14 protein-coding genes and 8 pseudogenes are annotated in these 17,641 nt (G+C 69.1%); 14 read left to right on the top strand and 8 right to left on the bottom strand.

The window, feature by feature from the left end; all coding sequences use genetic code 11:
- Positions 1–579 precede the first annotated feature (579 nt).
- From FCI23_RS48870 to FCI23_RS48855, 4 genes are all read left to right on the top strand, one after another.
- A complete protein-coding gene (locus tag FCI23_RS48870; RefSeq protein ID WP_136730447.1) occupies positions 580–1,821 on the top strand; it encodes an IS110 family RNA-guided transposase in 1,242 nt (413 codons plus the stop codon).
- A 33-nt stretch (positions 1,822–1,854) separates the two neighbouring features.
- Positions 1,855–1,989: a hypothetical protein gene (locus tag FCI23_RS62795; protein ID WP_265737841.1), complete on the top strand. Its 135-nt coding sequence runs from the start codon at positions 1,855–1,857 to the stop codon at positions 1,987–1,989.
- Positions 1,990–2,001: 12 nt separating this feature from the next.
- Positions 2,002–2,406 carry a hypothetical protein gene (locus FCI23_RS48860; RefSeq protein ID WP_136730446.1) on the top strand — a complete coding sequence of 135 codons (405 nt, stop codon included), beginning with the start codon at positions 2,002–2,004 and terminating at the stop codon, positions 2,404–2,406.
- A 255-nt stretch (positions 2,407–2,661) separates the two neighbouring features.
- Positions 2,662–3,498, top strand: coding sequence for a hypothetical protein (locus FCI23_RS48855; protein WP_136730445.1), 837 nt, complete (start codon positions 2,662–2,664; stop codon positions 3,496–3,498).
- On the opposite strand, the gene FCI23_RS48850 is transcribed toward FCI23_RS48855, so the two are convergent.
- Positions 3,449–4,507, bottom strand: a complete 1,059-nt coding sequence (locus FCI23_RS48850) for an acyl-CoA dehydrogenase family protein (RefSeq protein ID WP_169317335.1) — start codon at positions 4,505–4,507, stop codon at positions 3,449–3,451. The genes FCI23_RS48855 and FCI23_RS48850 overlap by 50 nt on opposite strands.
- Positions 4,508–4,604: 97 nt before the next feature.
- Between FCI23_RS48850 and FCI23_RS48845 the strand changes: the two genes are divergently transcribed.
- Positions 4,605–5,561 carry an AraC family transcriptional regulator gene (locus FCI23_RS48845; RefSeq protein WP_169317334.1) on the top strand — a complete coding sequence of 319 codons (957 nt, stop codon included), beginning with the start codon at positions 4,605–4,607 and terminating at the stop codon, positions 5,559–5,561.
- Positions 5,562–6,162: 601 nt separating this feature from the next.
- Positions 6,163–6,447: pseudogene (locus FCI23_RS63435) on the top strand (Tn3 family transposase); the annotation flags it as partial.
- 11 nt (positions 6,448–6,458) lie between these two features.
- On the opposite strand, the gene FCI23_RS48835 reads toward FCI23_RS63435, so the two are convergent.
- A complete protein-coding gene (locus FCI23_RS48835) occupies positions 6,459–7,475 on the bottom strand; it encodes an NAD-dependent epimerase/dehydratase family protein (protein ID WP_136730443.1) in 1,017 nt (338 codons plus the stop codon).
- A gap of 221 nt (positions 7,476–7,696) precedes the next feature.
- Here FCI23_RS48835 and FCI23_RS48830 point away from each other — a divergent pair, with 221 nt between their 5' ends.
- Positions 7,697–8,659, top strand: coding sequence for a class I SAM-dependent methyltransferase (locus FCI23_RS48830; protein ID WP_136730442.1), 963 nt, complete (start codon positions 7,697–7,699; stop codon positions 8,657–8,659).
- A gap of 147 nt (positions 8,660–8,806) precedes the next feature.
- Here FCI23_RS48830 and FCI23_RS64355 read toward each other — a convergent pair.
- Both FCI23_RS64355 and FCI23_RS48820 read right to left on the bottom strand, forming a co-directional pair.
- Positions 8,807–9,358: pseudogene (locus FCI23_RS64355) on the bottom strand (MFS transporter); the annotation flags it as partial.
- Between the two features lie 283 nt (positions 9,359–9,641).
- Positions 9,642–10,538, bottom strand: coding sequence for a cyclase family protein (locus tag FCI23_RS48820; protein ID WP_169317332.1), 897 nt, complete (start codon positions 10,536–10,538; stop codon positions 9,642–9,644).
- 301 nt (positions 10,539–10,839) lie between these two features.
- Here FCI23_RS48820 and FCI23_RS48815 point away from each other — a divergent pair.
- The 4 pseudogenes from FCI23_RS48815 to FCI23_RS48805 form a co-directional block, all read left to right on the top strand.
- Positions 10,840–11,667: pseudogene (locus FCI23_RS48815) on the top strand (HARBI1 family protein).
- 101 nt (positions 11,668–11,768) lie between these two features.
- A pseudogene (locus tag FCI23_RS57570) lies at positions 11,769–11,873 on the top strand (IS5/IS1182 family transposase); the annotation flags it as partial.
- A gap of 28 nt (positions 11,874–11,901) precedes the next feature.
- A pseudogene (locus FCI23_RS48810) lies at positions 11,902–12,420 on the top strand (ATP-binding cassette domain-containing protein); the annotation flags it as partial.
- A 471-nt stretch (positions 12,421–12,891) separates the two neighbouring features.
- A pseudogene (locus FCI23_RS48805) lies at positions 12,892–13,308 on the top strand (Helicase associated domain protein); the annotation flags it as partial.
- 150 nt (positions 13,309–13,458) lie between these two features.
- On the opposite strand, the pseudogene FCI23_RS48800 reads toward FCI23_RS48805, so the two are convergent.
- A pseudogene (locus tag FCI23_RS48800) lies at positions 13,459–13,807 on the bottom strand (SDR family NAD(P)-dependent oxidoreductase); the annotation flags it as partial.
- A 12-nt stretch (positions 13,808–13,819) separates the two neighbouring features.
- Between FCI23_RS48800 and FCI23_RS57565 the strand changes: the two are divergent.
- Entirely contained in the window at positions 13,820–14,125 is a 306-nt protein-coding gene (locus FCI23_RS57565) for a DUF6262 family protein (RefSeq protein WP_246144775.1), read from the top strand.
- A 79-nt stretch (positions 14,126–14,204) separates the two neighbouring features.
- Positions 14,205–14,309, top strand: a pseudogene (locus FCI23_RS48795) (IS21-like element helper ATPase IstB); the annotation flags it as partial.
- Between the two features lie 145 nt (positions 14,310–14,454).
- Here FCI23_RS48795 and FCI23_RS48790 read toward each other — a convergent pair.
- Positions 14,455–15,288: an enoyl-CoA hydratase/isomerase family protein gene (locus FCI23_RS48790; RefSeq protein ID WP_136730448.1), complete on the bottom strand. Its 834-nt coding sequence runs from the start codon at positions 15,286–15,288 to the stop codon at positions 14,455–14,457.
- A gap of 122 nt (positions 15,289–15,410) precedes the next feature.
- On the opposite strand from FCI23_RS48790, the gene FCI23_RS48785 reads away from it, so the two are divergent.
- Positions 15,411–15,800, top strand: coding sequence for a winged helix-turn-helix transcriptional regulator (locus FCI23_RS48785; protein WP_136730439.1), 390 nt, complete (start codon positions 15,411–15,413; stop codon positions 15,798–15,800).
- Positions 15,801–16,020: 220 nt separating this feature from the next.
- Here the strand turns inward: FCI23_RS48785 and FCI23_RS48780 are convergent, their stop codons facing one another.
- Both FCI23_RS48780 and FCI23_RS48775 read right to left on the bottom strand, forming a co-directional pair.
- Positions 16,021–16,194, bottom strand: coding sequence for a transposase (locus FCI23_RS48780; protein WP_211265814.1), 174 nt, complete (start codon positions 16,192–16,194; stop codon positions 16,021–16,023).
- Positions 16,195–16,271: 77 nt separating this feature from the next.
- The coding region (locus FCI23_RS48775; RefSeq protein ID WP_136730438.1) for a dihydrolipoyl dehydrogenase family protein at positions 16,272–17,641 on the bottom strand (1,370 nt) is incomplete at its 5' end.

The following is a 17,641-nucleotide window of genomic DNA, read 5'->3' as shown; positions in this document are numbered from 1 at the left end:
TTGCTCACCAGATTGGTGCCCTGATTCTTGCAGCGGATACGACGTAGACACTCGCATCCTCGCAGGTCAGCGGCACCATTCTGCTATCGGGGCGTCAGATCACCCAATTCCGCTGAATATCCAGGGTTAGCAGACCCAGGGCCACAGAGCCCTCAGCCCAGACGGTCTCGCCAGCGATCGTGGACCTGTGGTGGCGGCGGTCGGCACCGGGAGAGCCATAGCTGACCCCTGGGCCTTGAGCTCCTGGACAAGAGTTGGCCCGCGGTGCCGTCCACCGCCACCACAGGACAGAAGAAGCAGAACGCCCGGCAGGTCCTGGCGTCCGGCACCCCACGGCATTACCGATCCGATGATCGGATCGTTGGTGTTCGTGGTTCGAGCCCCTCGCGGGGGACACCTCTCAACTCACCGGGAGCCGCCGAGCTCTTGCGAAGACCGAGGACCCCGCGGGCAGCTGGGGTCACGAACGGCTAATCGGATGACGGGCCGTCAGAGCCCTTCCATTAGGGAGTCGCGTGCCCCGCACGGTTGTGACCAGAAGCAACACACACCACAGACGGAAGGATGTGAGGCAAGCCCATGAGGGTGTTCTGCGGAATCGACTGGGCCAGCGACCACCACGACATCGCCCTGGTCGACACCGAGGGCAAGCTCCTGGCCCGAGCCAGGATCGACGACGACGCGCCCGGCCTCCAGCAACTGCTCGACCTGCTGGCCGACCACGGGGACAGCCCCGAGGCCCGCATACCAGTGGCGATCGAGACCTCCCGGGGCCTGCTGGTGGCCTGCCTCCGAGCCACCGACCGACCCGTCTACGCGATCAACCCGATGGCCGCGGCCCGCTACCGCGAACGCCACACCGTCACGCGCAAGAAGTCCGACCACCTCGATGCGATGGTGCTCGCCAACATCCTGCGCACGGACGCCACCGCCCACCGCACCCTGCCCGCGGACAGTGAACTCGCTCAGGCCGTCGCCGTCCTCGCCCGCGCCCAGCAGGACGCGGTCTGGGACCGCACCCAGGCAGGCAACAAACTCCGCTCCCACCTGCGCGAATACTTTCCCGGCTACCTCGCAGCCGTCCAACCGATCCTCGGCGGACTGTGCTCACCCCTGGCCCGCGTCCTGCTGGCCGCCGCGCCCACCCCCGGCCAGGCCGCCCGGCTCACCAAAGTACAGATGCGGGCCATCTTGAAGAAAGCCGGTCGCAAGCGCGGCATCGAGGCCGAGGCCGAGCGCCTGCACACCGCCCTGCGCGTCCCGCAGATGCGCCACCTCCCGCTGGTCGAGGAGGCGATGGGCCGCCAGACCCTCACCCTGGTGCGCAAGCTGGACACCGCCTGCACCAGCGCGGACGAACTCGCCGAAGCGTCCGCGGAGTCTTTTGACAAGCACTTGGACGCCGAGATCATCACCAGCTTTCCAGGCCTCGGGTCACTCACCGGCGCCCGGGTGCTCGCCGAGATCGGCGACGACCGATCCCGCTTCGCCGACGCCAAAGCCCTCAAGGCATACGCCGGAGCCGCACCGGTCACCCGGGCGTCCGGCAAGAGCCTGTCCGTCATGGTCCGCCGCGTCAAGAACCAGCGACTCGCCGCCGCCGGCTACGTCTGGGCCTTCGCCTCCCTGACCGCCTCACCCGGCGCCAGAGCCCACTACGACCGCCGACGCGCCGACGGCGACCGCCACACCTCCGCCCAACGCAATCTCTTCAACCGCATGCTCGGCTGCCTCCACCACTGCCTCACCAAGCGCGTCGGCTACGACGAAACGGTCGCCTTCCCCACCCGGCCCGAACCCGTTCTCGCCGTCGCAGCTTGACTTCTTAACCGCATCGGATGTCTCGGCACGCTGATGCTGCACCGCAGGCTGGTGCGCGACTACGAGTCCAGCCCGCTGTCCTCCGAATCGCGCGTGTACTGGGCGATGAGCGCCAACATGGTCCGCCGTCTGACCGGCACCCGGACCCCGACCTGGCGTGGCGCATAGGAGAGTGGGCAGATGCCGGGATCGACGCTGGAGAAGATCACTGAACGCGAGCAGGCTGTGGCGGCCGAAGCCGACCGGACGCGCACCGAGATGGAGCAACTCACTGGCCGCCTGGGCGAGTTAGAGGGCGAACTGGCCGACCTCGCCACCGCCCGCAAGGTCGTCCTCGCCCTGGAGCAGGTCGAGGACGGGACCACACTGAGCCCGAACATGCCCGACAACCCCGCCTACCAGCACATCCTCGCCGCACTCGGCGACGCCGGGACTCCCCGGCGCGCCCGCGACCTGTGCCGGGCCCTGGACCTCGGCATCGAGCCCAAGCACATCGAGGGCATGCGCGCCAAGCTCAAGCGCCTGGTCGGCCACGGCCTGGTCACCGAGACAGAGCCGGGCCTGTTCACTCTGCACCACCAGTGACCTCACTCCGCACCGCTGATCAGCAAGCCTGACCCCGACTCAAAGACGAATCGGACAGAGACTCACATCCCGCCCTCTGAGAGCATTCCGGATCCCCAACAGTGGAACCGGTGGACGAGTAGGTATCCCCACAGCCTGGCCCGGGATCTGGTCAAGGCCGACTACACCCTCAGACGTGAGCCGAGGGGACGTGACGCGGGCCTGTCGCGCGGAGAACGCGTCTGGAGAGCGTGGCGGAACACTTGGCGCGGCGTCATGCGTCGTCCGGGGCGGTCGCCGTTCGACAGGGTTGCAGATGTCAACAAGAGAATCACCAGCCTGCCGAAGGCCGAACGAGAGGTCTTCGAAGACGCCGTTCTCCAGCTTGTGAGGACCAAAGACAAGATCCGCAAAGCATACGAGAACTCTCCCGCGAGTGTGCCGTACGTCACGACGTATGCGGGCAATGCGTACGAGCGCGAGCTCTCGCGGGAGAGTACCTCGGAATCCGACGTTGCGAAAAGGGAGCAGGCCAAGCCGGAAGCGTCAAGGCCCGAGCCTGCCAGGCCCGAAGTTCCGAAGGACGATTCCGCGCTACATGCTCTGCCGGACTTCGGGCCGGATCTGCCGAACGGCCAAACACTGTGGGACGCGGCGAAGGCGAACCTGGCACTCCAAGAGCAGGCCACGGCCACCATCGTGGCCGCCGACGCACAGCAGTTCGCGGCCTTCCGACAAGGCTGGGAGCGCCCGGCCACAACACCGGAGTCCGCGGAGGGTCGCACCACGGCCGCGTTCCGAACCCTCCGTGGCAACGAGACCTACAACGCCCAGGGTTTCAACGCGGACGAGCGGCTGCCACGGGCGAGTACCACGGCGGACAGCCCTACGACGCCCGGTGACGCGTCGCCCGACACGACCGGGGGGCCTGGTGTGACGCTGCCGCCGGACCGCCGGGTATGGGCAGGGAGCGAGACGGTACGCGTCGTGAGCCGGGCCGAGGAAGTACGCGTCGTGGGCCGGGCCGAGGACGCGTCGCACGGACTTCTCGCGTCAGGCCGCGTCAGGAGACCAGGGCGGTGCCCAGGTCCTCCGTCGCGAGATAGGGGTTGAGCAAGGGGTGGCGGCTGCCCACCGCGATGTCCCGCCAGTAGCGCTGCAGGGCGTTCGTGGTGCGGAAACCACTGGCGCCGTGCAGGTCGAGCAGTCGCTCGACGGCTTCCTGGCAGTCGCTCGCGGCGCCCGTCAAACTCATCTGCAGTCGTGCGCGGTCGAGTTCGGTGAGGTCGGCCCGCGAGCTGTCATGGGCGACGGCAAGCATGGTCTGCTCGGCCCGGTCCACGAGCCGCGCGGCCTCGGCGAGCCAGTGCCGTGCGCCGGGGGACTCGCCCATGCGGGCGTAGCCTGTCATGAAGGGCTTGCGAGCGGACGCGAACATGTCCTCGACCACGTTCAGCGCGCCCTGCGTCGCTCCGACCACCGTTGCCAGTGTGCACACGGCGAAGAACAGCCGGTCCTGCGGTTGCGGCGGGGCCGCGGGCGCGGTCTGGCGTGTCGGCACCAGGAGGCCGTCGGCGACAAGGCGCTGACTTCCCGTGCCGCGCATACCGGCCATGTGCCAGTTCTGTTCGACGGTCAGGTCCGCGACGGGAACCACCATGACGTGGTACGCACCATCGATCATCAGCGCGAGCTGTGCCCAGTCGGCGTCCTCGCAGCCGGAGACGGAGTCCCACCGGCCGGTGACACGCACTCCGCCCGCCTCGCGGACGCCCTGAGCCGTGGGAGATCCGCTGCCGCAGGCAAGCGCGTCAGGATCGGCGAAATACTCCTTCTGTATCGGTTCGTCAAAACTCTGGGCGAAGAAAGTCTTGGCGGTGGCGCACGTGCCGGCGATCCACGCGGCGGACGGACAGGCCCGGCCGATCTCTGTCAGCCGGATGGCGCTCGCCGACGCGTCGGCCCAGGCGCCGCCGTACTGGACGGGCGTGCGCAGAGCCAGTGCTCCGCTGCCCCGCAGTGCCCCGACGCTCGCCGCTGCCAGGCGGTCCTGCCGCTCGGTCAGCTCCGCGTGTGCGAGCAGGACCTGCTCGTGCTCATTGCTCGCTGTTGCATTGGTCATCACATTGCCGAGCCAACCAGCGGCCCCGCCGGGCGGCCATGGCCGCATGATGCGCCGGCATACGAATCTGTGCGCCGATGGCTGTTAACCTTCTTTCGTGGACATCCTGAGCGAGATGATCGGCAGTATTCGGCTCGGACGTGCCCGCGCTCGCCGCATCAAGGAGACAGGTTCCTGGGGCATGCGCTGGGATGCCTTCGCCGGTAGCGGCTTCCACGTCGTACTGCACGGCCGGGGCTGGCTCATCACCGCGGACGATCCGCCCCGCGCCCTCGGCCAGGGGGATGTCGTACTCGCTCCGTCCGGCGCCAGGCACGGGCTGAGCCACGTTCCCCGCGCACTCGACGATCTGCCTCCCGGCGACATGAGCGGAAAACCGCAACCCGACGGTCACGCCGACTTCGAGTTCTTGTGCGGGGCCTACCATCTCGAACACGGGCAGGTGCACGAGTACCTGCTCTCGCTCCCCGACTTCATCGTGGCTTCACCCGACGACGGGGACCCCGAGCTGGCGTCGCTGGTCGACCTGCTCATCGCGGACCTGTCCCAGGCCGGTCCGGGCACGGAGGCGACCCGCTCGGCACTGCTGGACCTGCTGCTGGTGCACGTACTGCGCGGATGGCTGCGCACTCACCCCGGCCCGGACTGGCCGCTCGTCAGAGATCCGGCCGTCGTCGCGGCACTGCGGCACATCCATCGCGAGCCGCACAGACCCTGGACGGTCTCTCAACTCAGCGCCGTCGTAGGCATGTCACGCACCGCGTTCACGCGCCATTTCACCGGGCGCATGGGCAAACCGCCCCGGGTCTACCTGACCGGAGTGCGGTTGTCCCAGGGCGCCCGACTGCTACGCGAGACCGACGCCCCATTGGCGGTCATCGCACGTCAGATCGGGTACTCGACGGAATTCGCGTTCGGCACTGCCTTCCGACGGGAGTACGGCATCTCCCCCGGCCGCTTCCGGGACGGTGCGCGGACCGCGCCCGTGGTGCGGAACGACCGTCACGGGCAGAGCGGGTCCACCACGACCACCAGCGGCTTCACGGTGAGATGAAGGCACAACGCCGGGTCTTCCCTGCTGTCGCGCGTCGGGCCGTCGTGGGGTCTTGAGCGCGCCGCCGACCACCACCCAGTTGGAGCCGACCGCGCTTGGCATGGTCGGCGACGCCAGCAGCAGCACCGCGCGAGCGATCTCGGCCAGGTCGATCAGTGCACCGGTCACCATGTCGGAATGCTGAGGCAACATCGCCAACAGCGCGTCCTGGTCGAGCCCCGTGCGCGCCGCCAGTTCAACACCGAGTCTGTCCTCGCTCGTCCACACCGGGGTCCTCGCGGCGGCCGGGGTGACGACGTTGACCCGTACCCCCGATTCCGCGACCAGCTCGGCCAGACCGCGGAAGACCTCCCGCAGCCCCGGCCATGCCTTGCCGCCCTCGGCGATGAAGCCGTTGGTGGCGTCGATGAGGACGAGGGGTTCACTCCCGCGCGGACATACTGGTCGAGCAGCCGTGCCTGAACCCGTAGTCGGCGAAGGTTTGTTGTTGAGGGGCGAGCGCGCCCGCCCCCAGGCTGCTGCTACGTCAGGGCGGCGCGTCAGGCGCGAAGGCAGAAGGGGTGGCCGGCCGGGTCGCGGAGGACGCGGGAGCGTTCCGGGCTGGGCTGGTGGTGTTCCGGACCAGTACAGCGGCTTCAACCACATCGTCATCCCCGGCACCCGCCGCGACAGCCTCTACCTGCTCGACGGCATCCTCGACCAGCCGACCTCGCTGGACCCCACCGAGATCGCCACGGACACCGCAGGCGCCTCCGAAATGATCTTCGGGCTGTTCCGGCTCCTCGGCTACCAGTCCTCCCCGCGCCTGGCGGACGCCGGACACACCCTGCTCCACCGCGCCGACCCAGCGGCCGACTACGGCCCGCTCAACCCACTGACCACCGGCCTGCTGACTCGCTACGCCGCGTCGGCGTGATCGCGGCCGGCAAGGGTCGCCATCTCCAGCAGGCCGGCTTCGAGGCCGACGCGCGGCCGGTAGCCGAGGACGTTGCGGGCGGCGCTGATGTCATAGACGCGGTCGCGGCCCAGGAAGGCGACCAGCCAGTTGGTGAGCGGTGGTGGAGTACGCCTGCGCAGGAGGCGGGCGCCGAGATCCATGAGGGCCACGATCGGCGCGACGACAGGCAACGGGATGCTCCGGCTGGCAGAGATGTCGACACCCTGGGTCGCCAGCAGCGGGGTGAAGAAATCGCAGACCGCCATGGAGGTCCCGTCCGTGACGTAGTAGGGGACGCCGTGGTGGCCTTGGGTGAGAGCGAGCAGGACGGAGTCGGCGAGGTTGTCGACATGGATGAAGTCCACAATGTGGCGGCCGCCATCGATCCACAGGAAACGCCCCTTGGCTGCGTCGGCGGCCGTTTCGGCGATGTTCATCCCCGCGCCCCAGACGAAGGGTGGCCGCAGGATCACCAAGGTCGTACTCTGCGACGCGGCAGTGCGCAACGCGTACTCGGTAGCCAGCTTGACCTTGCAGTACGCGATGACAGGGGTGCCGTTGTCGGTGTTCTCGTCGACCACGGTGGCGCGTTGAGTACCGGTGGACACGCCGGCGGCGCTGATGAGCACGAACCGGGGCACCTTCGCCGCGACCGCGGCCGCGTGCAGGGCGACGGACGGGTCGTGGTTGTCGGCACGGAAACCCGCGTTGTCGCCCCAGAACTCCATGCGGGCCGCGGCATGCACGACAGCGTCGACATCGTGCAGGAGCTCCAGCCAGGCCGGGGGCTCGGCCTCCTTGCCCCCCTTGGTGAGCTCGACCAGGTCGCCCCGCACCGGCTGGGCTCCCGCGTCGGTCACCTTCCGCGCACTGGAGGTGGAGCGGGCGAGGGCGAGGACGGTGTGACCCTCGGAGCGCAGTTGGCGAATCAGGCGCTGCCCGACGAAGCCGCTTCCGCCGGTTAGGAAGACACGCATGGATGACACCTCATGACTGATCGTGGGGATTCGGCGAAGGCGCGTGGACGCGAGCTGCGGTCGCAGGGCGCCCCCAGCTCACCCGAGACCTATGGCAAGACCGAACGTTCTGCACCCACAGGCTGGCAAGGGTCGTGCACCTTGTCAAGACCGAACGTTCTACTCCATCTTTGGGGTACGGTTGACTCTCACCAAGTCCCGCAGGCAGGAAGGCCTTCTGCATGTCCATGCCACCTCCGTCCTCGGTCCTCTCACTGGATCTGAACGACGACCCGTCCACCACCTTGGAGGCCACGACCTGGGCGCTTGCGGCGCTGATCGCCACCTTGAACGACGTCGCCACGAAGCCGTCGGCCGAGGTTCTGGGGGCCAACCCGCAGCGCACTGCCGTGCTGGAGGCGGTCGGGCTGATCCGGCGGGACGGGGACACCCTGACTCTGCACCCGTCGTACCGGTACCCCGACGGCCCGACGAACCGCAGCGCGGCGCAGGCGCGTCTGAGTTCGCTGCGTCAGGCGGTGGCGGCGGCCACCGGAGACCAGGGCGAAACCGGCGGCTGGGCGGGCCAGGACGACGAGGTGCTGCGCAACCAGGGCCGCGCGTCCGCGGGCACCGGCCGCGCCATCGCCGGAAAGGTGATCCCCGCCCTGCCCGGTCTCGCGCAGCGGCTGGACGTACAGGGCAGCCGCATCCTGGACGTCGGCACCGGCATCGCCGCTCTGGCGTTGGCCCTGGCGGAGGCGTTCCCCCGCGCCGAGGTCGTCGGCGTCGACGTCATGGAACGCGTGCTGGGACTGGCGCGCGAGGAACTGGCCGCCGCCGGCACCGAGGCGGCCGGCCGCGTGACCCTGCGCCACGCCGACGTCGTGGACGTGGCGGAGCAAGCCGCCTACGACATGGTCTGGCTGCCCGCCCCCTTCCTGTCGGAGGCTGCCCTGACCCAGGCTCTGCCGCGGCTGATCGAGGCTCTGAAGCCGGGCGCCTGGATCGTCGTGGGCACCAACCCGGCGGCCCCCGACCCTCTGCGCCAAGCCGTCGCCGGCTGGCACGCCGTACGCAACGGCGGCAACGCCTACGATGCGGACCGGATGACGAAGACGCTCACCGCGTACGGGCTGCGGGACGAACGGGCATTCCCCACGGTGCCGGGCGGGCCCGTACTGGTCGCGGCGCGGCGCGACTGAAGGCAATGGTGCCGCGGGAGACGGCGCGCGGTCCCCGGGCGCCAGCGCCCGGAACAGGGCCGGACTCAGCGCCGCGTAGAAGCCGGACAGACCCCAGACCACGAAGATCACGGGCGCGCAGGCGATGAAGGCGGCGCGGGCGTACGGGGGCACGGCGATACGCGGCTTGAGCGACAGCGCCGGGATCGGCCGCCTGCCTGTGTCCGGGAGCAGGCGCAGGACCAGGACACCTTGTACCAGGAGTATCGAGCCCAGGACGAGGTAGATCGTGCGCGTGGGGCCGGGGGCGAACTGGATGAGGAAGCCGCTCAGCAGCGCCCCGATCCCGCTGCCGGTGCCTGCTGACGCGGCGCTCGCGATCGGGCCGCACTCCTTGTCGGACTCGATCATGAGGGCCGACAAGGTCCCGAACGTGGCACCTGAGGCCAGCCCCTGCAACGCCCTGCCGATGAAGATCGGCGCGAACGATCCGGCGAGAGCGAACAGGGCGAGGGCGATCACCTGGCCGCCGATGGAGGTGAGCAGTACCGCTCGGCGCCCGAAACGCTCGGGCAGCCTGTCGAGCCACAGCAGCCCGCCGATGACCGCCACCGCGTAGGTGGCGAACGCGATCGTCCCGGTCAGCGCGCTGGCATGCCACGCCGACTCGTACGTCTCGTACAGCGGGCTCGGCGCGTTCGCACTCGCGAGAAAGAGCACGACGATCGAGCTCGCGAGCACGAGCGTGCCCGTGCCACCAGGTACGTCCTGTCCGCCCCGGCGGGACGGACGGACTTCAAGCGACGTGGCCGCACCGACGCTGCGGGATACCGACTGCCCCTCCTCCACCAGACAGACCGGTGGGCGGGTTCTCTTCCGGAGTGCGCCGGACCCACTGCGTGGCCATGTCAGGCCATGTCAGGCCAGGATGATCGGGCACAGCGGTGCGACCTGGGCACTGACCGCAGGCAACGGACCGCAGGCGACGGCGGGGTGGTTCCTGTCAGAAGATCGCCAGCGGATTGACGGGGACGCCGGTCAATCCGTGGATGCGCGGGGGCGCCACCGTGAGCAGGAAGGCGTAACGGTTCAACTCCGCGCATACGATGGCCAGTTCCTCCAATTCCGCGACGTCGATCAGGGGCATGCCTAGCCGTGGCAGAGCGACGCGGTGCAGCGGTCCGGGCATGGCGGGGTCCAGCGGCGGGTGGGCGTCGCCGAGGTCGCCCGCGTACAGGGACACTCCGCGCCGGTGCATCCACCGCACCGCGTCCAAGCTGATGCCCGGCATCGGCCTGGCGGGATCGATGGCGTACACCCACCCGCAGCGCACCACCAGGGCGTCCCCAGACTCCAGCCGCACGCCCTGGCGGGCCTCGGCCGCCTCGAAGTCTGCCGGGGTGATCGGGTGCCCTGCGGGCAGCGGGCCCTCGAAGGCCAGGTCGAGCAGGACTCCCCGGGTGGCGATCCCGGCGGCGAAGGCCGCCGTGGAACCGTGCCGCACGCCGGCCGGTGTCACGCTCTCCGCGAGGGGGCGCCCCGGGTAGACCTGGCCGTCCAGGATCTGGTGCCCCAGGGCGTCAAGGTGGGTCGAGCGCGCATGATGGTTGGTCACCAGCATCATGTCCGCCGTCGCGGGTGCGCCTCCGGTGTACTGCATCAGATGCTGGACCGGCGACACTTCACGGGTGGTGGGCGCGAAGGGCCCGCTGGCGAGCGGCTCCGGCCGGATCGGCTGGGCCAGCGAGACCGCTCGTCCGGTACGGGCCTCCGCGGCGCCCCTGGCCCTCGCCTCCTCTGTGATCAGGTTGAGTGTGCCCAGCTCGTCGTCGGCACCCCACCGGCCCCAATTGCTTGGTATCTCCTGCTCGTTGGCCGATCCGGGGACGTCGTTCTTCAATTCCGTACTCCTGAGGTGAACCTGGTGGAAAGGGTCGGCCGCCCCTCCCGTGGGCGCGCCGCGACTCCGTCGCCCACAACCGCCGCGGACGGGCAGCGGCCTCGCCTGCCAGGAGAATGGCAGAGAACGTTCTTTCTCTTTTATTCGAGAAGGCATTTTACCCGGGGCGCGCTCCCAAAGCAACGGTTGCGGTGTGTGATGATGCCGGACGGCGAGATGGTGACTCGGCGTCAGACATGAGTGAAGCCCCTGGTAGGAACGGGTCTGCGAAGATCACGTTCCGCACAACCAGAGGCTCCACGTGACGTCCAGTATCACCTACACCGCCGTGCTCGATGTCCGCAGGGCGACCGCCGAGCATCTCGCGAAGCTGCTGAGCGAACACCGCGAGCGGCTCGGGACCCGCAAGGGCACCCGGGCGCTGGGCGTCTTCAAACAGGCGGTGCTCGTGCTGCGCTGGTTCGTCGACGGTACCCGGCTGGCCCAACTCGCCCGGGACAACGGCATCTCGTACCGACCGCCTACCGCTACCTGCACGAAGGGCTGACGGTGCTCGCCGACCACGCGCCCGATCTGTCCACCGCGCTGGAGAGGGCGGCGGCGGCCGGGTACACCCACCTCAACCTGGACGGCACGGTCATCCGCACCGACCGCGTGGCCGCCGCCGGCCCCAACGGCGCGGACCTGTGGTGGTCGGGCAAGCACAAGCACCACGGAGGAAACGTGCAGGTCATCGCCGCCCCGGACGGCTGGCCCCTCTGGGTCTCCCCGGTCCGCCCGGGCCGCGAGCACGACACCACCTGCGCACGGGCCCACGGACTGGTCGACGCCCTGAACCGGCTCGCCGCAACCCTGGACGTCCCCACCCTGACCGACCTCGGCTACGAGAACGCCGGGCCCGGCTTCCGCCACCCGGTCAAGAAGCCCAAAGGCGGTGAACTCGCCGAGCCCAACCAGGCGTTCAACGCCGCGATCCGAGGCGTCCACGCTGTCGCCGAACGCGCCAACGCCCTGCTGAAGGTCACTTTCAAGGCCCTGCGCAGGGTCAACCTCGACCCCGCGGCCATCACCCCGCATCGCCCGAGCCACCCTCGTCCTGCTCCAGCTCGAGCACGGCCGCACCACCTGAACAAAGATCACAAAACGTCACGAGACGTTACCGAGAAGACTTCAATACCGAACGTGTTCTATATCACCCTGCATTGCAGGGCCGCCTGCGAGGCGCCTGCGCCGCGGCGGCTGTACGCCGACCGGGGCTACGACTTCGACAAGTACCGCCGCCTGCTGCGGGAACGCGGCGTCAACCTCTTGATCGCCCGACGCGCCGGCGTCCACAGCTGCTCACCGGTCCACGGTGGGTTCCGAGCGGCTGCTGGTCACCGGCCCCAACGGCGCAGGCAAAAGCACTCCGCTGCGCGTCCTGGCCGGGGAACTGCTGCCGGACGCAGGCACGGTAAATGTTCCCGGGCGTGTGGGACACCTGCGGCAGGAGGAAGCGCCGTGGCCGCCGGGACTGACCGTGCTGGAAGCATTCGCCCACGGCCGCCCCGGTGACCGGGACGAGCATGCCGACCGGCTGCTGTCACTCGGTCTGCTCGACCCAAAGGCGCTGCGACTGCGCGTCGGGGAGCTGTCCTACGGGCAGCGGCGCCGAATCGAGCTGGCCCGGCTGGTCAGTGAGCCGGTAGACCTGCTTCTGCTGGACGAGCCCACCAACCACCTCTCGCCGGCGCTCGTGGAAGAGCTGGAGGAAGCACTGGCCGGCTACGCGGGCGCGCTGGTGCTGGTCACCCACGACCGTCGGATACGGACGCGGTTCACCGGCTCCCGGCTTCAACTGCGCGAGGGCGCCGTCGCCGTCGAACGCACATCTGGCCGATGAACGGCTCGGTGGCGTAGGAGGTGCCGAAGTCGCGATGGCGGTCCCTGGGAGCATCGCCGAGGACGAACAGAAGGACCAGCACAGTGATGACCAGGACGTAGCCCGCCTGCCGGCGCCGGGAGACACGGCGCACATACCCGCAGCTCATCACGTCCTCCCGGCCAAGGCCGGGAGCCCGGCATCCCCTCAGCCCACCCCACGACGCCCCAGCTTTGAGAAGGAGGAAGACTCTGCTGCGCAAATTCCCGGACCGGTCACAGTCAGCTTCCGGTGCTGCAGATACGCCCGCTTCGCTGAGCGCTCCCCGCCCAGCCGATGAGCCAGGGCAGGCGGACACCGGTGACACTCTGCAATGTGCGCAGCAGAGTCGAGGAAGGAAAGGGCGGGGCAGGGCGGGTCGGGGCGGGTCGGGGCGTGTGGAGCGCCTCGGGCGATCCGCAGACCGGTACAGGCCGGCAGCGCGATCAGGAATGGGAGTTGGGCGAGGAAGCATGGGAGAACAAGCTGGCCGCGCTCCGGTCGTACCGGCGGGCCACCCGACACCTCGCCCGCGGCAGGACGCCCTGTGGGGCCAGGACGACACCGAGCTGGTACCGATCGGGCAGCACATGGCCGGCCCCCGCCGCAAAGAGCGGCCTCGGCAAGGACGCTGAGCGGGCCCCGGAGCGCGCAGCGCAGCTGACGGCGATCGACCGGGACTGGAACTGCCCCTGGCCGCTGGACCGGCAACACCACCACCGCGTCCTCGCCGACCTCGTCGACGCCGACGGCGTCCTGCCCGACATCCACCCCGGCGTCCTCTTCGAGGGCGACGATCCGGGGAGATGAGCGGAGCGGCAGAAGCAGCCGGGCACCTGGGCACAGCTGTCGAGCAAGCAGCAGGAGCGGCACCTCGTCGGACATGCCCCGGCACCCCGCCGCACGAGCGCGAAGTCACACCCCGTCAGCACCGACGATCACCGGCTACGAAAATCTTGGATGCCCCCCGGGCAGGTCTGACGGAACTGTGTGCCGACGACCAGCGGCGCAGCTGTTCGGTCAGGCGTCGAGTCCGTCGGCGAAGTGCCGGAACTGCTCCTGATCGTGGTGGATGTCCCACAGGGTCTGTGCGAGCACGGCGGGGTCCTTGCGTGGGTGTCCGGGCGTGATGGAGCCCGGGACGATGAGCTGCGCGACGTGGATGTTGTCGTCGGCGAGGGCGTCGTGGAGCATCCGGGCGTAGGCGCTCTCGGCAGCGAAGGCGACGGAGGTTCCGGCCAGGCGCGGGCACGGCGCTACCGCCGTTGACGAAGAGAACGGTGCCGCGGCCGAGGGAGCGCATGCCGGGCAGTACCTGCCGTACAGCGGCGACAGGCCCGTGGACGGAGAACTCGATCGCGCCCGGCAGACGCTCGCCGAGATGGCCGACGCCGGCGAACCGGTGACCGCGGCGCTGGTCGCCCAGCGGGCCGGTGTCTCGCGGTCCTGGATCTACAGCCAGCCCGAGCTCCGCGACCAGATCCAGCAACTGCGAAGCCTACGGGCCGACGCGGACACCGTCCGGAACACTGTCACCCGGGCCAGCGACGACTCGCTCAGACAACGACTCGTGCTCGCGCACGAGCGAATCAGCCGACTGCGCGAAGAGAACCAGCAACTCCGCGATGCCCTCGCACACGCCCACGGCCAACTCCGGGCAGCCCGACTCCACACCGAGGGACCGTAGTCGAAGACATCTGTCTACGACATGAAACCGCTGGCCACAGTCCTAACTCAGTGGCTGAGGTCGAGATAGCCACTGCCATGTCGACCGCCTCACCGTCAACGGCACCATCATCGAGACCGGCACCGACTCCTACCGCCTCGCCACCACCCGCGCCCGGGCCGAAGCGCCCGCGAAGGCCGGCTGACCTCTCAGGTGGTCACGCACCACCTCATCGGCGGTCTACGAGGCGACGTGACGGTCAACCACGTTGACATCCGATGAGGTGGGCGAGCCACACGCTGTCGCAGTCGACAGGACACCGGTGAGTACGTGGGGCCCTCGTCCGGGTCCTATCCTGCCAGTCCCCGGAGCAGGCCCTCCAGATCGCGCTCGCCGTCGCGGGTCTGGGCACCGTGGGCCAGTCCGCCGCGGATCAAACGCTCGGCCGCGGGGCGAACAAACTGGCCCGCCCAGGCGTCATGCTCCCGCAGGAGACCCTCGGCCAGGTCCTCGGGGACGATGGCGCGCTTGACCGCCGCGATCACACCCTCGGGCAAGGCTGAGATGTTGCGGGCGAGGCGGTCAACGATGTCGTCGAGTTCGTCAGCAGGGACGGCCCGGTTCACCCAGCCGTAGCGCTCTGCGGTTTCGGCGTCGTACAGATCGGCACCCAGCACCGCCTCCAGGGCGCGATTGCGGCCGACCCGGCCAGCGAGGTACTGCGTGCCCCCTCCACCAGGGACGATGCCCATGAGAGCTTCGATCTGGCCGATCCCGGCGCGACCGATCGCCGCGAACGCCATGTCCGCGGCCGTGACGAACTCCGCCCCTCCTCCGCGCGCCATCCCGGCAAGCTTGACGATGGTCACCTGGGGCTGGTGCCGAAGCAGCTCCCCCAGAGCCTGGAAGACGTTGACGCCGTCCGGAAGGTCAGCCGCGAGCTTGTCGAAGGCGTCTGGCGTGTCGACGAGCGACATGTCGACGTGGGCTATGAAGAACTTCGGATTGGCGCTGTCGAACACGATCACCCGGACCGAGTCGTCGTCCCTCAGCGCGGTCAGCAAGTGCCGGAGGTCGGCCATCAGGGCGACATTCAGGACGTTGACGGGCGGGTTGTCGAGGGTGACGCGGGCGATGCCGTCCTCGCGACTCACCCGCAGGGTTGCGTAGGCGTCGTGGTTCATGGAGATCTCCGATCGGTACCTGGTATGCATCTAGGTTCCTGATGCACACTTACAGTGTGATGGCGGGCGACCGGCGTCAATAACGCACTTTGGGCATCGCAAGGATCGCGAAGGATACCGACATGGCCACTTCTGAAACCGGCGCCGACGCTGGCATCGACATCGTCTACCGGTCCGACTGCCCCAGCCGCCCGATCCTCGACCAGATCGCCGACAAATGGTCGATGATGGTGATGGCAGTCCTTGACAAGCCCACTCGGTTCAACGAAATCAAGCGCCGCCTTGAGGGCGTGACTCAGCGGGTCTTGACCCAGACCCTGCGCCGCCTAGAGCGCAACGGGATGGTCGTGCGCCGCGTGCTGCCAACCTCGCCGGTCGGGGTCGAGTACTCTCTCACCCCGCTCGGCGAATCCCTGCGGGAGCCGTTCGGGCGGTTGTACGACTGGACGGTCAACAACGCGGACGAAATCCGGGCGCACCAAATGGACTATGACCAAGGCGTTCAGAGCTGAGAAGGCGTGCCCGAGAACCCCATCGTCCTGAGCTGACTCGCTCCAGGCACCGCTTCGGCATCCGGGGCCCCCAAACCTGCGGTCCGATGCTGGCATCTCACGCTGCGGCCAGCGCTTTTCCCCCGGCCTCGAACCCGACGCCCAGGTACGGGTCGAATGCGTCCGGCCGAACCGTCAGTTCCGTGGTGGCGTAGATGCCGGGAAACAACCGGCAGTGCCATCACGGGTCTTCGAATTTAACCGGGCTTCGCCTCTCTGCGGCTCCGCCTGGTGGTTGCGCAGCGTGACCGTAGGCGTTGGTACTCGCGGTGCGGAAGCCGAAGGCGTTGCGGGCTTCGAGCTTGATGAGGCGGTTGTTGCCCTCGCTCGCGGCGTTGGTGATTCCGGTTATCACGTAGGCCTCGCCGTTCCGAATAGCCGAGGCAGCGGGCAGCCCTCTTATCCCGTCGGGACAAGAGGGCTGCCGGACGGTCAGCGGCCGTAGGCCTCCAGTAGCCGCAGCCACACCTCGCTGACGGTGGGAAACGCCGGAACCGCGTGCCACAACCGGTCGAGGGGAACCTCACCGACGACCGCGATCGTCGCGGCGTGCAGCAGTTCGGCGACATCGGGACCGACGAGTGTGAAGCCGACGATCACCTTGCGGTCCTCGTCGACGACCATGCGGGCGTGCCCGTGGTATCCGTCGGCGTGCAGGGTCGATCCCGCGACGGCTCCCAGGTCGTAGTCGACGGCGCGGACCCGCAGCCCAGCGGCCTCGGCCGCTGCCCTGGTCAGTCCCACCGACGCGATCTCCGGTTCAGTGAAGACCACTTGAGGCACCGCACGCTCGTCAGCCGTGGCCACGTGGCGGCCCCACGGACGGTCGTCGACCGCCTTACCCGTCGCGCGAGCCACGATGACATCACCCACGGCACGGGCCTGGTACTTGCCCTGATGGGTCAGCAGCACACGCCGGTTGACATCACCAGCCGCATACAGCCACCCGTCCGCCGGCGGCGCCCCGTCATCTCCGACCACCCGCAGCGTGTCGTCCACCGCGAGCCAGGCACCCGGCTTCAGGCCGACAGCGTCGAGGCCAACGTCCTGCGTGTTCGGCGTGCGGCCGACAGCGACGAGGACCTCGTCGGCTTCGACGCTCTCGCCGGTGGTCAGGGTGATGTGCACCGTGCCGTCGCCGTCACGTTTCACAGCCCCGGCCTCCGAACCGAGGAGCACCGAGACACCAGCTTCCCGCAACGACTCGGTGACCCGTTCACTGGCGAACGGCTCCGCGAGCGGCAGGACACCGTCGCGGGCCAGCATCGTCACCGATGAGCCCAAGGCGGCGAACGCCGTCGCCATCTCCGACGCCACGACGCCGCCGCCGATGACGGCAAGCCGGCTGGGGATCGCACGCGCGGCGGCCGCTTCCCGGCTGCTCCACGGCTCCGCCTCGCGCAGACCGGGGATGTCCGGCAGCAGCGCGGCAGTGCCCGTCGCGATCACGACCGCGTGCCGCGCGGTCAGCGACGTCGCGGCGCCGGACTCATCGGTGACCTCGACACCCCGGTCGGAGCTGATCCGTCCCTGGCCCCGGTACAGCGTGATCCCGGCCGAGTTGAGCCAGGACACCTGCCCGTCGTCCTTCCACTGCGAGGCGAAGTTGTCACGACGGCGGAGCACAGCCGCGACGTCGAGGTCACCGGTCACCGCCTCACGCGCTCCCGGCACCTGTCGGGCCGCCCGGAGCGCGGCCGTGCTCCGCAGGAGTGCCTTGGTCGGCATGCAGGCCCAGTAGGAGCACTCGCCACCGACCAGCTCCCGCTCGACGACGGCGACACTCAGCCCACCCTGAACCA

The organism is Actinacidiphila oryziradicis, from assembly GCF_005047355.1.
GTDB lineage: Bacteria > Actinomycetota > Actinomycetes > Streptomycetales > Streptomycetaceae > Actinacidiphila > Actinacidiphila oryziradicis.
This window is presented reverse-complemented; position numbering and strand designations above follow the sequence as displayed.

Bases quoted from the DNA above. Each gene is read 5' to 3' on its own strand.
- FCI23_RS48855 (WP_136730445.1), top strand. From the start codon at position 2,662: ATGCGTCGTCCGGGGCGGTCGCCGTTCGACAGGGTTGCAGATGTCAAC.
- FCI23_RS57565 (WP_246144775.1), top strand. From the start codon at position 13,820: ATGGCCGACGCCGGCGAACCGGTGACCGCGGCGCTGGTCGCCCAGCGG.
- FCI23_RS48785 (WP_136730439.1), top strand. From the start codon at position 15,411: ATGGCCACTTCTGAAACCGGCGCCGACGCTGGCATCGACATCGTCTAC.
- FCI23_RS48790 (WP_136730448.1), bottom strand. From the start codon at position 15,288: ATGAACCACGACGCCTACGCAACCCTGCGGGTGAGTCGCGAGGACGGC.
- FCI23_RS48870 (WP_136730447.1), top strand. From the start codon at position 580: ATGAGGGTGTTCTGCGGAATCGACTGGGCCAGCGACCACCACGACATC.
- FCI23_RS48835 (WP_136730443.1), bottom strand. From the start codon at position 7,475: ATGCGTGTCTTCCTAACCGGCGGAAGCGGCTTCGTCGGGCAGCGCCTG.
- FCI23_RS48850 (WP_169317335.1), bottom strand. From the start codon at position 4,507: ATGACCAATGCAACAGCGAGCAATGAGCACGAGCAGGTCCTGCTCGCA.
- FCI23_RS62795 (WP_265737841.1), top strand. From the start codon at position 1,855: ATGCTGCACCGCAGGCTGGTGCGCGACTACGAGTCCAGCCCGCTGTCC.
- FCI23_RS48830 (WP_136730442.1), top strand. From the start codon at position 7,697: ATGTCCATGCCACCTCCGTCCTCGGTCCTCTCACTGGATCTGAACGAC.
- FCI23_RS48860 (WP_136730446.1), top strand. From the start codon at position 2,002: ATGCCGGGATCGACGCTGGAGAAGATCACTGAACGCGAGCAGGCTGTG.